Consider the following 14,147-nt stretch of genomic DNA (forward strand, 5'->3'; position numbering starts at 1 on the left):
ATCGGGCGAAAAACACCCAATTCCTGAATGCCTCCTTTTACGATTACAAAAAGCTTCAATATATTCAAAGATACTTTGTCTTGCCTGCACACCCTTATATGAAAGAGAACTCTTCTTGATTAACTGAATTTAATTACGGCTTTCACATCTTAAAAACCCGGGTGTTTATGTAATTCCCTATCTGTGATACAAGACTCATCAAGCTAGAATTAAGCTTACGGCAAGACACGTACAATGGTAATAGTTATTCAACCTGGAAATGAGACTATGGAAGAAAAAAAAAATATAAAATCGTCGGGGTATTATAGAAATAAAAAAATTCGTGACCGAATGGTAGAGTTTCTCGGGGGAACAACTTTGAGCACTAGTTCCGCTGTTTATATAACCAGATGCGATATTCCGGCTTCTGATCAATATGAGAAAAGACCTCCAGTGGACCTTGATTTCTATTTGAATAATGGCTTGGATATATGCCGGTCTTTGTGGGATAGAGACTCTCTAATCATAGACCTTGATATCGAGTACGTTAATTACGATTTTCCGGCAGAAGCTTACCTGGACCCTATAAGGACCTTTTCTCTGCAACACCCTGTACATAATGCCGTAGAGGAAATCTTGCTTCAATATAATATAATTGCACTCAATTTATTAAGTGGCCGAGGCCATCATTTCACCTGGAGAATTAAAAAAAAGTCACAAGCTTTTGACTTGCTAAAAAATATAGGGCGGGTATCTCAAGATCTGCTTAATTATTATAAAAGCAACCGTGGCCCTGAAGGTGAAGAAGTTGATGTATCCTTGGGAAAAGCTTTTTCTGGTATTGCCCTGGTTATGGAATACGTTGCTCATCTAATAAAACGCAAAGCCGGTCCGTTATCTAAGCTTCCTCTAGAGCTTGCTGCTGTTGAAGTTACTCCTCAAGAACGAGGGCGAGAAATGATTTCTATAGATATAACCGAATACGGAGACCCATTAACTACCAGAATGATCCGGCTGCCGTTCAGTGTATACCTAAAACCCTGGTACAAATACGGTATCTTGAATGAAAGTACGCGAGGCAATATGCCATTTATTTTTATGATACCGAGAAACAATTTGGAAATAAACCACGCTATCCGGATAATGAGAGACGAAAAAAAAGCAGCCTCCCTTGCTATAACTTCTGCTGTAAGGATTCCCGACCAGTCCGATTTTATGTCAGCGCTTATTGCGGAGTACCAACAATCCGATTTAGCTGATTTCCATACCCGCTTTTACTCTCTGGAACACCATCATCCTGAAACGTGGCCAAATACTTATGATAGGCTTTCTATGAAAGATCTACCGCCGTGTATTCAATATATTCTGATGCACCCGAATGACCTTTTGCAAAAACCTGGAGGTATCAGGCTTGTTGTCCGATCTCTTCTGGCGCTTGACTGGCATCCCCGGCATATTGCCGGATTAATCAGGTCAAAATATGAGCGTGATTATGGCTGGGGCCATCACTGGTATACCTATGATGCTTCATTACGCGCTGATTTTTATGTGAGAGTTTTTGCCGGACAGATTGAGGTCGGCTTAGATAATTTAAACGATTTTAATTGTACGTCAACCAAAGGAATGCATTATTGTTTCGATAATAATCAATCCTGCACGCTCGACACATTAAGAGCAAATTTGTTAAAAAGGAAAAAATCATGAATGATTGGAATATCGGTATTTCAACCGGCTGCTTTTACCAGATAAGCATTTTTGATTGCCTGGAAGATATAAGAAATGCCGGGTTCTGTACTATTGAAATAAGTTCTTCTCCCAGCCATCTTGATTATCATAATAAAGAAGCTGTAAAACAGGCAAAAGCAAAAATGGCAGAATTAGGAATCGAGCCGTATTCTTTTCATGCCCCTTTCGGAGCTGATATCGATATAACGTCCCTTGATGAAAAAGTGCGGGACAATTCGTACCAGGAATTACTCAATGCTGCGGACGCTGCCGTCTTAATAGGAGTCAGGTATTTGGTAATACATCCCGGGCCGGAAAAGCCTCACAACCCTTCAGACCAGGACCATATGCAGAGATTGGAAAATGCGGGAAAAGTCCTTAACAAAGTTGCATCTTTTTGTAAGGACCATAAGATCGACCTTGTTTTAGAGAATGTATTACCTCACCTGATATTTGGAAATATGAGAGATATGCTCTGGATCCTGGGATCGATTAATACCACAAACGTAGGAACCTGCATGGATACGGGGCATGCTGCATTATCTGGCGATATAGATATAATAACCTACAAAATCTCAGGCTATTTAAGATATATCCATGCCCATGATAATAAAGGAAAATATGATGATCATTTACCTCCGGGATCGGGAACGATAGATTGGCACAAGTTGCTTCTATCGTTAACAAGGACAGCATTTCGAGGTAGCATAATTCTGGAATTAGCTGGTAATCAGCAAAGAAGGAACGACGAGGTCCTCAGCGATGCCCGCCAAAGTAGATTATTCTTAAGAAATCTATCAAAATTGCAAACTTAGAGAATTATCTGAATTTAATGCGACCGAAGTTCCAAACTTCTTTCCTTCCTGGTTCAGAGTATTGATTAACCACTCGGCGGCTACTCTTGAGGCACGATTAACTCTAAAATATTTAATCAGTGTCGGTGTCATCCGAAGCTGACAAAGGTTGCCGGTCTGTGAATCAATGCTTGCAAAATACATAAGCCCCAGATCACCACGAAATAGTTCATAACCAGTAATTCCCTCATAGTCATTCAAAAAGTCACCACACCCATAGAGAATTAACTTGTGGTTGTATACTTCAATTCCCTTAACATGATGAGAAGAATGTCCGTGAATAATATCAATACCGGCGTGATCAATAAGCCTGTGAGCAAATTCTCTTTGATCCGCCGGAACCTCATACCCCCAGTTTCCACCCCAATGAATTGAGGCAACCACCACATCGTTTGGTTGTTTCACCTTTCCTACCTTTTCTTTTATAAACTCTATAGTTTCAACCGAAAAATCCGGGATTAGGTTTATTCCAGGCAGAGCTTCACTGGCAATCCAGCTATTAGGAATGCCACTCGTGCCCGACCCAAAAGAGAAGACAATGAGTCGTCCTTTTTCTGAATACTCCATTATCGCAGGAGACTGTGCCTCTTTACTGTTCCGCCCTGCTCCGGCATGTTTAAGCTGAGCTTTATCTAAAACATCCAAGGTCTCAGTAAGCCCCGCATATCCCCAATCAAGAACATGATTATTCGCAAGAGAACAATAATCTATCTTAGCTTCCGTGAAGCACGGAACATTCCTGGGATTCATCCTATAGTTTATACCCTTGCTTTTCAGGTAATCATTGCTCGTCGTTATACTCGTTTCTAAATTAATAATGCGAAAATCAGGGTTAATCCGTTCGAGTTCTTCAAGAACATCTCCCCAGATATAAGAAAAATCAACCTTGCGGGGAAACGGGTCTTGCCCCTGTTCTGCAAGCTCTATATATCCCCTGGCATCCTTTAGGTAAGCTTCATGGATAATCGGATCGCTGGGATAAGGCAGTACCTGATCAATGCCTCTGCCAGTCATAACATCACCACAGAAAAATAGAGAAATTAATCTGGCATTCCTGAATAAAAATGCTCCTTGGTGCATAGTCTTTTCCCAATTATAATTGCTTATGCCGCTAACGTTCTTGAAATATATGCAGCCCATCCCGATATCGGAATAAGAATTGACCGGATTCTACCATATCGGCTCCACTCCGTAATATCCAAAAAAGAAATCAATTACAATTTTCACATTACATTGATTTGTTACCGGAAAGATAACTATACGGATCCAGAAAGCTGTATCATGACAAAAGACCTTGAAATAACCCGCGATAACCCATTTTATCGTCGATTGACTTTGGGCTCAGACCCTTTATGATGCAGCACCATATGGGGAGGATGCTTGTTAACAAGGAGGTGTTTAGTATGGAGGAGCGTATTCCAAGAATTTTGGATTGTTTAATGGCGGACTGTGCCTTTAATAATAATCAACGATGTCATGCTGATGCCATAACGGTTGGGGACCTTGAGCCAACCTGTGATACCTACTTCAAAGGGGCAAAGAAAGCAGGATTTGACGATGTTGCAAGTGCAGTCGGCGCTTGCAAGGTAATTGCCTGCACGTACAATGAATCCCTGGAATGCAAGGCTGACGGGATTCATGTGGGCTTGCATAATAACCACCCGGACTGTACTACTTTTTTACCGGTATAATTTTTTTTGAATTAATACAATCATCCTCCCTATGATTGTGGACTAGCGCATAGCGTATGAAAACTCTTTCACACTGGGTCATAAAAAACGAAAACGTCATAAAAAAAATGAAATTATGTGTGGGCAATTTTCGATATATTAATGTGTAAGCCCAGTTGGAAATAAACTGCGGTATTATGCCTTAACATATGGGATTGATTACTATGATAAAAAAAGTTATTCAGCTCCAGGAAAAATGGGAAAACCCTTATCGTCCAATTCAGAACCAAGTGAGATCGTTCGTACAAGCATTACTAAAAGGAAATGACAGACCTGCCTATCTCGTATATGAAAATAAAAACCATTTTTATAAATATGATGCCCTTGAACCTGTTTTTGGCTTTAATATCCTGATACGGCCGCCAGTAATACATCAGGAAGGAAAATGCCGGCATAATGTCAATGTCGGGAGCCACTCGCTTATTGTTTTTCTCCACGCCGATCTGGATAAAAATATGCAAATGAAAGATGAAAACAGCCTTAAACTCCGGATAGTCTTAGGCGAAGACATTCAAGCAATAGGTGCCTCTGATTTTATAATTTACGAATTGATTGACATCAAGAAAGAACTTGATACCCTCATGAACGAAAAAAAATATCAAGACTTAGTTGCAGCTATTACCACGGCTGTGAACGAGGGGATTAAGCGTAAGCTCACGTAGCCGTTTTACCTGCATTAGAAAGGCTTTACCGCATAGCAGATATCTCTAAAAAATACCCTTAAGCTTTTGGCTTAAGGGTATCCTTATCATCAGAATAATACTCTAGCTTAAAATAGCGGTACACTAACTGAAGCAGAGAACCCTGGTAAATAATTAGGCTTAGTATTCTCTTTTGAATACATCTCAATAAGAGTTGCGGTTATACATAGAGATAACTCACTATTAATCGGTTTAGAAACACTATACATGATATCATAATAATAATCGGCTCCGTCATTCCCTACACCAATTGCATACGGACCATAATAAGCATCGGCATAAAAGTTTGTCTGTGCACTACCATTTTTATTTGCACTTAACTCAAGACAGATCATATCCGTTAGATTATACCCGACACCTCCCTTTAGTGCGCCTGAATCAGTTAACGAAGTAAACATATAGGTAGTAGCCGCGTTTCCAAACGATGCCACCATGCTCATCAACAATGCTCCCAATAATAATACTCTTACCTTTTTCATAAAAAAATCACTCCTCTTTTCTTAATCAGGAAAACTATAGGTTCCCCCGCTGTTCACTCCTCTAGCATAGGTTTATTTCTTATATTACCAGAGAATTTAAACATCCTTAAAATTAATTCAGATATTTAGCTTTAATTTTTGCAAATTCCTTGCCCTTCTTTACTTTTTCCAGTGAAGCGATTAACTTCTTTACAATATCATCTGGAGTAGCAATACTGGCAGCAAAACAAAGCGGCTCCGACAACTCCGGAATTAAAATAGTTTTCTCTAATCTGGAAAAATCCAGCCCAAGCTGTTTTGCTCTGAAAGACATCGCAAATTCGTTATCAGCCATAAGATCTATTCTTCCCAGGAACAATTTGTTCATATTGTTTTCATCGTTAGAAACAATATCCAGTTTTTTAAATTTTTTACCTGTCAGATATTGCTCTCGAACATCATCTTTAACTGCGCCTATTTTGAAAACTTTAGCATCCTCAAGTTTTGCCAGTTTAATATCTTTTCTATCTTTTAGCTTAAAAAAGTAATTTTCATCTTTCATAAGTTCGCCAACCCATTTAAACAACTTTTCTCTTTCCGAAGTGCGAACTATCGTATAAATAAATACATTTTTGTTTTTTAATGCCATATCATAAGCCCTGGACCAAGGAAGAACTTTAATCTCTGCAGTTAGCCCGGCATCTTTAACTGCTGCTAGGATAATTTCAGTTGATAATCCCGTAACCTTCCCATCTTTAATATAGTTGAACGGTCCCCAGTCTTCAGTGACAATTGTTATGTCAGCGGCAAAAGCACAACTAATAGATAACAACAAACCAAGAATCCCAGCGAACATATATCTTTTCATTAAATACCTCCTCATTTAATTTAATCCCACATAAAAAAACTTGCCGCGCACCTCCTTTTGCATTAATTATTTATCGAGAACAAATTCGTCAGTTGCACCTTTCAACCAAGAAAAAAGTGCTGGTAGAGACTGAATCGTTTTCTCGATAGTCTCAACAACCTTCGGGTTAGCCTATTAGGTCATTGCAATTTTCTTGTTATTTTTAACTGAACATACTTCAGGGATGAAATCTCTCTGGGAAATAACCACATTTTATTACATACGAAACGAAACTTACAAATTATTCATAATGATTAATCATAGCATTTATTTGGGGCAATTATCTATATTTGATTTTAGGCACAATAATATTCAGTCGAGTTCCAAGTTCACACCAAATCGAAAATGGGCAAGAATTATCGCACTAGCAGCAGAAAACCTAATTCATCAAGAGGTAGTTTGCGAGGACTTTCTTATTTCGCTCAAGTTCAATTAAGTTCCGCTGATATTTACCATAGATAATTTTGCTTGAGTTTAATAATGACTGATTAATACGCTCTAACCGGCTTTTACCCCGTTCTTTCTCGTCTCGAACATAATGAATCACACCAAATCCACTCCCATGACAAATACTTGTTAAGTCGTATTTCTCGAAAGGCATCGCATCAAATAACTGCCTGGTATCATTCATGTTTATATCATCCATTACGATAATAGCCTCATCAGAAAAAAGCGGTTCATAGACATCAAACTCGGCGGCTACTTGTTCATAGAAATGCTCCGTATCCGTCCAGAATATATCGATATCAATCGGAATATCAATGTTATTATCTAAATAAGAATTCAGGTCCAGTGCGTCTCCGATAACGAATTTTACCCGTTGATCCGAATAGATAACCTCCGGCACAAATCGCTGATCTTTAACAATATCCAGGGAATACAGTACCTGGTCCGGTTTTAACCCATGATACAATGCAATTGTACTCGAACCATACCGGTTCCCTAGCTCAACGATCGTTTTAGCTTCAGAATGCTTCAGAAGCAGCGTTAGCCAGTGATGGTAACCGCCACCGGCACCGCCATTCACTAAGTAAGAGAGATATTCCCTGTCAGGATTTTTTGTGAGGTCATGCTTCATAAGTAGTTCAGCCGGGTAAATAACGCCCTTTGGTAATAAAGAATTTGCCATTGTTATCGCTTCTTTAATATTTTTCATAATAACCCTTTCTATTGCTTGTTAATCGAGAACATTAAGTACCCTAACAATCAAAGCCTCGCATTAGTTTTCATTCTCCTCGCAGAGGTAGCGCAAGCCTATTTTATTATTATAGCAAAGATACCTGTTTATTGAGTTTATAGTTTAAGCTATTTAAAATTTCTTCAATTACTATTATAGTGTTTAAATCAAACTTATCTTTTGGCGAAAGAAGCTAATCATGAAGTTTATCGCGGACTTTCACATTCATTCGCATTATTCATTAGCCACCAGTAAAAAGCTGATCCCGGAGTACCTCGATTACTGGGCAAAACTAAAAGGGATCCAGGTCATGGGCACAGGAGACTGTGTTCACCCCGGCTGGCTGCGCGAACTAAAGGAAAAACTCGCTATAGCTGGGAACGGACTCTATCAGCTCAAAAAAGAATATCAACTCAGCCCGGCAAATACCCCCGACTGCATAACCATGCCAGGAACTGTCCACTTCTTGCCAACAACAGAAATAAGTAATATCTACAAAAAAAACGGAAAAGTCCGCAAAGTCCACAATCTCTGCGTATTCCCCGACTTTGCTTCAGTTGAGAAATTTCAGGTCCGCCTGGAAAAAATCGGCAATATCAGGTCCGATGGCCGGCCGATTCTCGGCCTTGATTCGAGAGACCTGTTAGAAATACTACTGGAATCGTCATCCAATGCCTTTCTAATACCGGCTCATATCTGGACGCCCTGGTTTTCGGTACTAGGCTCAAAATCGGGATTTGATACAATCGAGGAATGTTACGGCGATCTTACGCCGCACATTTTTGCACTGGAAACAGGGCTTTCAAGTGACCCGGCAATGAACTGGACATGCAGCTTTCTCGACACGTTCAGACTAGTTTCCAACTCTGATGCCCATTCCCCCGAAAAGCTCGGACGCGAAGCCAATATTTTTGATACGGAACTCTCCTATCAAGCCATTTATGATGCTCTCAAGTACAATCGGGGATTTCTCGGCACTATCGAATTCTTTCCTCAAGAAGGCAAATACCATTACGATGGACATCGCAATTGCAATATCTGCTGGGACCCCTTAGAAACCATCAAGCATGCTGATCTCTGCCCGGTATGTCTTAAACCGGTAACCAAAGGCGTCTTGTACCGGGTAGCCGAGCTTGCCGACCGAAATGATATAACAACTGCGCCCTGCAAAAAAGATTTTTATTCCATAACCTCGCTCCCAGACATCATTGCCGAATTAGAGAACAAGAAAACCACAACAAAACGTGTCCGGGAAAAATATTTTGAGGTTCTTAAGAACATCGGACCTGATTTCCATACGCTGCTCTTTGCGCAGGAATCTCAAATCCGCGAATCCGGCGGCGAATTGCTGGCTGAAAGCATTATGCGGATGCGCCGGGGTCAGATTTATATCGAAGAAGGCTTTGACGGCGAATTTGGAAGGATCACCATGTTCAAAAAAGGTGAACTATCCGGCATTTCCAGCCATTCCCTTGTAGCCGGGCAGGATAACGCGTTGACCGCTCCGCCCTCCTTCAAAGGCTCGATTCGATTCGATATTGACCAGTTCCAGGCGCAATGCCGCCTCAAGCCCACAATTACTTAAAATACTGAGATATCACCTGTAACGTTTTTTTGGCTCCAATTAATTTTGTGCCTGTATTATCGTTTAAAAATTATTTGTCGCAGTATATTTATATTTTATTTTCACAGGCATAAACTTGTCTGAAGTGTCTTCTGTGATATTCGCCGAACCAATAGCCAGGACTTGAAATGCCACGTACCCGTCATGACACTTAGCCACATAACAATTATTTGTAACGATAGGGTCTAATGGAATTGCATCCCAGGTATTTGGGATAGAAGTTATGGATGACAGCTCAACTGGTCCGCAATTTTTGAACATAGAGGTATAGTTAGGACTATTTGTCATGAAATTAGAATACCAGAAGTACCCGGAATAATCCGCATAAGTTGCATTCGTAGTACTATCTGGGCACCAGGCGAGAATCCCGCCATCGCTTACCTCGTAATTGCCTGTAGCAACTTGAGCAGAATAATCATATCCAAAATGATCTGTAATAATAACATGTGTATTATCTTGTGCTGGGGCAGGTGACCCTGATTCCTTGGCAGTAAAACAACCGTGTAATAACACAACTATTATGGATAAAAACAAAATTAAAAAGATTTTTTTCATTTGATTCTCCTCGTATAATAATTTAATCATACACGATATTTATCATTATAGTAAATTAATATTATATTCGCACAGCGAATTAATCCTCCTATTATTTTTCCCAATTAGCCTGTTAGCTGTAAATCCGGTGTTTTTTGGCTTTTCCGCTTCTTGTCTGATACAGTTATTGATAATTTGGGAATCAGGATAGGAAAAAGGCGCAGGTCAGGGTAATTTATTAATAGGAGTTCGAACTGGTCCTCACAATTTCACCCATTGACAAAATCATTCTTTTATTATCAAATCCGAATATTAAAATAAACTTATTTTAGCAAGAAAGGAATGCACCTATGACAGGCGAATTATCTCAATTTATCAATAATAATTTCAGCTTTCTTTTTATTCTCTTAGCTATCGTCCACTCTCTGGTCGCTATCTCCCTGTACAAACAACCCCCGGCAAGATCGCTGCTCAAATACTTACTGATTTATGCTATCGGGCTACAAGGCATTTTTGCCGGATTAGGGCATATATTTTTTGCGAACACATTAGCGCAAGGCATAGGTTGGCCGACAGGCAGTCCATTCCAATTTCAAGTTGGCATATCGAATCTGGGGATGGGGGTCCTGGGTTTGCTTTGCGCTTGGAAAGATGAGGACTTCTGGCTAGCGACGGTAATTATATCCTCGGTTTTTCTTTTCGGTGCTGGTATCAGCCATGTACGACAGATAATTCTGATGAAGAATTACACGTCGCTCAATGCAGGATCGATCCTATACTCCGATGTTCTTGTACCTTTCGTTATCATTATCCTTTATGTTATCGATCGCAAAAAGTTATAATCGCACTTCTACTGCTTCGTTCGGTTCGTAATCGTAGAGAGGGCTGCTCGCCAATACTTTTTTTATAATGACATCGGAAATCGCAACAGCCCCGCGAATAACATCGCTAGCGACTAATGGGGGTATCGGCGGAAGCATTTGGTCGTTTCTATGCGATTCTTTTTAACCCAGACAATTCTTTTGAGCTTTTTCTGATCTGAATTTAACTATCCGGCGAGTTACCAATACTTATCGAAAAAATAATAAGGTACTATTTTTTTCTAAAGGATGATATATAATGCCCCCAAATTAAGGAGGTGCGACCCATGCTTTTTAGAAAATTTTTCGCTCCCATTGTAACAATAATAGTGGTCATCTGCCTGTTCTCGCTTCCTGGTCACAGTAATGAGAAAATCGAGAACATCCAGTCCTCGGTCATGCTAATTGCTGATAACAATGATGACCAGGAGATCAGTATTTCGACCGAAATAAAATCTTGGTTCCAGCCTGGATTCAGAGTTGGAGCTATAGCACCGGGATTTGGCATCATTGCAGACCTGACAACAATTCCGATCAGCATATCTGATGTATTCACCCTATTCACGAGGATAAGCTATGGATTTGCTCAAGGGGATGATCAAAGCTCCGCAGTCTTTTATCTTAACGAGCTTCTCTATTACAATAACGAAGGGACACCTCTCTCTCTATATATAGGTGCAGGAACAAACAGTCCGTCAAAATCAGAAGGAAACCTCGGCTACAACCTTATTTTAGGCTTATCTATCAAAACCAAACTTTTCAATTTTGATAATGAAGCCCTTCTTTTGGAAACCGGAGTAAACAATTTTTCGGTAAGTGGCTTTGATAAAAGCGTCACGAATCTTTTACTCGGCTACAAAGTGCTGTTTTAGTCACTTCTCTATCGCGGAGATGCTGCGTTATTCTTTTTCGAGTCTGCAGCTAAAGACCCAAATTAAGCCGTATCGTCCAGATTCTTTCATCATTGACATTAACGACCGCTTGAATAAAATGAGGCAGACATAATGACATAACCAATAACTTCAATAGCAAAAGAAGGTAATTTGATAAAAACGGAGGCGGGATTATGAATAAAAAAGAGATAATTGATAAATTAATTTCGCTTATGCAGACCGACTTTGATGCTGCACGCTCATACGAACAGGCGCTTGACCAAATCGACGAACCTGAAATTCATCGGCAAATTGCAGAATTTCATAGCGATCACGAAAGACATATCAAGAATCTGTCTGATCGTATTCTCGATCTGGGAGAAGCACCTCCACAGTTAATAAGAGACCTCAAAGGTTTTTTTATTGAAGGTTTTACCGTACTTAGAAGTGTTACCGGGACTGAAGGTGCACTTAGAGCACTTGAATCTAATGAAAAGCTTATTAATCGTAATTATCAAGAAGTTGCTGACCTTGATATGCCCTTGATAATAAAAAATCAAGTTAAGCTCAATTTTAACGATGAAAAAAAGCATTTACAGTATATTAGCCAGGCCATTGTCGATCGCCTTTGGGAACGAGTACCGGGAAAGGGCGCACAGGAGTCCCATCATAGCAATGAAACCGAAACGATAGAGGTGGTCGCCGGAGAATCTTTGAGCAAAGGTGAACGGAGCAAAAATATATTTGACCAGCTCAAAGCAGATCATGCAATCGTTATAAATATATTCGATCAATTGAAAAACCTCCCGGAAACTGAAAAGCGATTCAGGCAAAGACTTTTCTCTTCGCTCCAAAAAGAACTTCTAATGCATATGAAAATTGAGGAAAAGATATTTTATCAGGCACTAACAAAAAACGAAATAGCCTATGGTGAAACACTCAAGGCCTTCGAAGAACACCATGCGGCTCAGTTTCTATTAGATGAACTCGATCAAAAACCCATAGATGCCGATGCCTGGTACCCTCAATTATCGGTACTAAGAGATCTCATAGAACATCATATCAAAGTAGAGGAAAGCAGAATATTCGAGATTGCAAAAAATATCCTGAGCACGCAACAAATAAATGATATGGGATCAATTTTTTTTAACAGCAGGGAGCGGGCAGAGAGAATTGGCTTAGCTGCTGCTTAAAAACTATCGAACACTTGAATGTGGGAGGATTGTACAATGAGATTTGCGCTCATTAATCCTAACTGGTCATTAAACGGCGTTTTTTCTCCCGGATGCAATGAACCCCATCTTCCAATCGAGTATGGATATACAAAATCCCTGCTGGAAAAGAAAAAACATGAAGCAATTATAATTGATGGCCACTTCGAGAAACTAAGCATACAAGGGATTTATAATCGACTCATCAGGTTTGATCCTGACTTCGTAGTTATCACTACAGCGCCTAGTTATCTCTCCTGGCGAGACACTCCCCCGGAATTAATCATCCCGATTGAAACCATCAAGGTGCTTCACAACATACCTGCAACAAAAATTGCTGTCGGCCCCCACGGATCGTTAACTCCGGAAATAATACTCAGAAAGCTTGGCATTGATGCAGTAATTATTGGAGAATGCGAAGAAATAGTATCACTTTTTACAGATAAAAATCCGTTAACCTGGAAAAATATCCCCTCAATTTGCTATAAAAACCAGAATGAAATTATAGTTCAAGGTTCAGCATACGAATCAGACATGAATAACCTGACATCTCTATTATGGCCTGCAGAGCTACTTTCAAGGAATCACCACCAGCATAATCGTTTTAATTTCCCAGACCTATCTTCCGGGGCAGAAATAGAGGCTTCCCGAGGCAATCCAATGCCCACTTCAAATCCCTTTCGTAGCCGTTATAGGAAACGGCAGCTCAGTACCGTAATAAAAGAGCTGGATCATCTCATACATTGTGGCATAGAATATGTATATTTTATCGACGAATTGTTCCTGCCAGATACGGATCTCTTATTTGCCCTTGCTGAACGGCCCATAAAATTCGGTATACAAACTAGACTTGAGCTATGGACCAGGGAGCGATTAAATTTGCTGGGAATGTCAGGCTGCGTATCGATTGAAGCCGAAGTTAAGAATATCAGCGAGAAAAAATACCTGCTGCCAAATAATCAATATATCGTAACCTCGAAACAAATTATTGAACATATAATTTATACCAAAAAAAGAATACCTTTTGTGAAGGCAATGCTTATTGATTCAAAAAGCGATAATCCCGAACTAGTCGAAAATTGGAAAAAATACCTCCAGCATTTTGGTATCTGGGCAAATAAACCTGGCAACGAGTTCCCTTATCCCGGTACTGAAGACTATGAAAAACTATGGGGAGAACCAGATGACAAGGCTTGGGAAAAAGCATTTGAATACTTTGCAAAAAACTCTATAGGTAGCAATGATCTGCTGGAAGAACAGCTTACGCATCCATCGGAACTCGAAAAGAGATCGATTATCGAACAACGGATGCATATTACAAATTAAAAAATTGCTTAGTTAAATTTAAGTTACTAGAGCCCGCAGAATAGGCGGGCTCTAGTAACTTACTTTATAGGATCTTACTTTTACTAATTATTGTTATTTCTCAGAATAATCCGGCTTAATGTTGCTGAATAATCTGGCCGATTCAAAATAAACCGGCCAGATTGAGAATAATTAAAAAGTTTCAGATGC

General features: G+C 39.8%; 14 protein-coding genes. 9 read left to right on the forward strand and 5 right to left on the reverse strand.

The window, feature by feature from the left end; genetic code table 11:
• Window positions 1-267: 267 nt before the first annotated feature.
• Window positions 268-1,683: a hypothetical protein gene (locus DKM50_09535; protein ID PZM79010.1), complete on the forward strand. Its 1,416-nt coding sequence runs from the start codon at window positions 268-270 to the stop codon at window positions 1,681-1,683.
• Window positions 1,680-2,519 carry a hypothetical protein gene (locus tag DKM50_09540; protein ID PZM79011.1) on the forward strand — a complete coding sequence of 280 codons (840 nt, stop codon included), beginning with the start codon at window positions 1,680-1,682 and terminating at the stop codon, window positions 2,517-2,519. Before DKM50_09535 ends, DKM50_09540 begins: the two co-directional genes overlap by 4 nt.
• On the opposite strand, the gene DKM50_09545 is transcribed toward DKM50_09540, so the two are convergent.
• Window positions 2,502-3,638 carry a poly-gamma-glutamate biosynthesis protein gene (locus tag DKM50_09545; GenBank protein PZM79012.1) on the reverse strand — a complete coding sequence of 379 codons (1,137 nt, stop codon included), beginning with the start codon at window positions 3,636-3,638 and terminating at the stop codon, window positions 2,502-2,504. The two genes, DKM50_09540 and DKM50_09545, sit on opposite strands and share 18 nt — an antisense overlap.
• Before the next feature lie 323 nt (window positions 3,639-3,961).
• On the opposite strand from DKM50_09545, the gene DKM50_09550 reads away from it, so the two are divergent.
• Together DKM50_09550 and DKM50_09555 are read left to right on the forward strand one after the other, a co-directional pair.
• Window positions 3,962-4,249 carry a DUF1540 domain-containing protein gene (locus DKM50_09550; GenBank protein ID PZM79013.1) on the forward strand — a complete coding sequence of 96 codons (288 nt, stop codon included), beginning with the start codon at window positions 3,962-3,964 and terminating at the stop codon, window positions 4,247-4,249.
• A 203-nt stretch (window positions 4,250-4,452) separates the two neighbouring features.
• Window positions 4,453-4,950 (forward strand): hypothetical protein, encoded by a 498-nt coding sequence (locus DKM50_09555; protein PZM79014.1) that lies wholly within the window; start codon window positions 4,453-4,455, stop codon window positions 4,948-4,950.
• Between the two features lie 107 nt (window positions 4,951-5,057).
• Here DKM50_09555 and DKM50_09560 read toward each other — a convergent pair whose 3' ends face one another.
• From DKM50_09560 to DKM50_09570, 3 genes are all read right to left on the reverse strand, one after another.
• Complete coding sequence (locus DKM50_09560; GenBank protein PZM79015.1) at window positions 5,058-5,468, reverse strand: hypothetical protein; 411 nt, start codon at window positions 5,466-5,468, stop codon at window positions 5,058-5,060.
• A gap of 112 nt (window positions 5,469-5,580) precedes the next feature.
• A complete protein-coding gene (locus DKM50_09565; protein ID PZM79016.1) occupies window positions 5,581-6,330 on the reverse strand; it encodes a hypothetical protein in 750 nt (249 codons plus the stop codon).
• A gap of 403 nt (window positions 6,331-6,733) precedes the next feature.
• Window positions 6,734-7,510: a hypothetical protein gene (locus DKM50_09570; GenBank protein PZM79017.1), complete on the reverse strand. Its 777-nt coding sequence runs from the start codon at window positions 7,508-7,510 to the stop codon at window positions 6,734-6,736.
• A gap of 220 nt (window positions 7,511-7,730) precedes the next feature.
• Here DKM50_09570 and DKM50_09575 point away from each other — a divergent pair, with 220 nt between their 5' ends.
• Window positions 7,731-9,116 carry a DNA helicase UvrD gene (locus DKM50_09575; GenBank protein ID PZM79018.1) on the forward strand — a complete coding sequence of 462 codons (1,386 nt, stop codon included), beginning with the start codon at window positions 7,731-7,733 and terminating at the stop codon, window positions 9,114-9,116.
• Window positions 9,117-9,179: 63 nt separating this feature from the next.
• Here the strand turns inward: DKM50_09575 and DKM50_09580 are convergent, their stop codons facing one another.
• A complete protein-coding gene (locus tag DKM50_09580) occupies window positions 9,180-9,710 on the reverse strand; it encodes a hypothetical protein (protein PZM79019.1) in 531 nt (176 codons plus the stop codon).
• Between the two features lie 329 nt (window positions 9,711-10,039).
• Between DKM50_09580 and DKM50_09585 the strand changes: the two genes are divergently transcribed.
• The 4 genes from DKM50_09585 (at window position 10,040) to DKM50_09600 (ending at window position 13,958) form a co-directional block, all read left to right on the forward strand.
• The gene (locus DKM50_09585; GenBank protein ID PZM79020.1) at window positions 10,040-10,531 is read left to right on the forward strand and encodes a hypothetical protein; all 492 of its coding nucleotides are present in this window, start codon (window positions 10,040-10,042) and stop codon (window positions 10,529-10,531) included.
• A gap of 305 nt (window positions 10,532-10,836) precedes the next feature.
• On the forward strand, window positions 10,837-11,421 hold the full coding sequence (locus tag DKM50_09590; GenBank protein PZM79021.1) for a hypothetical protein: 585 nt from the start codon (window positions 10,837-10,839) through the stop codon (window positions 11,419-11,421).
• Between the two features lie 194 nt (window positions 11,422-11,615).
• Window positions 11,616-12,614 carry a hypothetical protein gene (locus DKM50_09595; protein PZM79022.1) on the forward strand — a complete coding sequence of 333 codons (999 nt, stop codon included), beginning with the start codon at window positions 11,616-11,618 and terminating at the stop codon, window positions 12,612-12,614.
• Window positions 12,615-12,632: 18 nt separating this feature from the next.
• Window positions 12,633-13,958, forward strand: a complete 1,326-nt coding sequence (locus tag DKM50_09600) for a TIGR04295 family B12-binding domain-containing radical SAM protein (GenBank protein ID PZM79023.1) — start codon at window positions 12,633-12,635, stop codon at window positions 13,956-13,958.
• Window positions 13,959-14,147: the final 189 nt, after the last annotated feature.

The sequence above is a fragment of the Candidatus Margulisiibacteriota bacterium genome, from assembly GCA_003242895.1.
GTDB lineage: Bacteria > Margulisbacteria > Riflemargulisbacteria > GWF2-39-127 > GWF2-39-127 > GWF2-39-127.

Coding starts and splice junctions, on each gene's coding strand:
- DKM50_09535 (PZM79010.1), top strand. CDS start 268: ATGGAAGAAAAAAAAAATATAAAATCGTCGGGGTATTATAGAAATAAA.
- DKM50_09540 (PZM79011.1), top strand. CDS start 1,680: ATGAATGATTGGAATATCGGTATTTCAACCGGCTGCTTTTACCAGATA.
- DKM50_09545 (PZM79012.1), bottom strand. CDS start 3,638: ATGCACCAAGGAGCATTTTTATTCAGGAATGCCAGATTAATTTCTCTA.
- DKM50_09550 (PZM79013.1), top strand. CDS start 3,962: ATGGAGGAGCGTATTCCAAGAATTTTGGATTGTTTAATGGCGGACTGT.
- DKM50_09555 (PZM79014.1), top strand. CDS start 4,453: ATGATAAAAAAAGTTATTCAGCTCCAGGAAAAATGGGAAAACCCTTAT.
- DKM50_09560 (PZM79015.1), bottom strand. CDS start 5,468: ATGAAAAAGGTAAGAGTATTATTATTGGGAGCATTGTTGATGAGCATG.
- DKM50_09565 (PZM79016.1), bottom strand. CDS start 6,330: ATGAGGAGGTATTTAATGAAAAGATATATGTTCGCTGGGATTCTTGGT.
- DKM50_09570 (PZM79017.1), bottom strand. CDS start 7,510: ATGAAAAATATTAAAGAAGCGATAACAATGGCAAATTCTTTATTACCA.
- DKM50_09575 (PZM79018.1), top strand. CDS start 7,731: ATGAAGTTTATCGCGGACTTTCACATTCATTCGCATTATTCATTAGCC.
- DKM50_09580 (PZM79019.1), bottom strand. CDS start 9,710: ATGAAAAAAATCTTTTTAATTTTGTTTTTATCCATAATAGTTGTGTTA.
- DKM50_09585 (PZM79020.1), top strand. CDS start 10,040: ATGACAGGCGAATTATCTCAATTTATCAATAATAATTTCAGCTTTCTT.
- DKM50_09590 (PZM79021.1), top strand. CDS start 10,837: ATGCTTTTTAGAAAATTTTTCGCTCCCATTGTAACAATAATAGTGGTC.
- DKM50_09595 (PZM79022.1), top strand. CDS start 11,616: ATGAATAAAAAAGAGATAATTGATAAATTAATTTCGCTTATGCAGACC.
- DKM50_09600 (PZM79023.1), top strand. CDS start 12,633: ATGTGGGAGGATTGTACAATGAGATTTGCGCTCATTAATCCTAACTGG.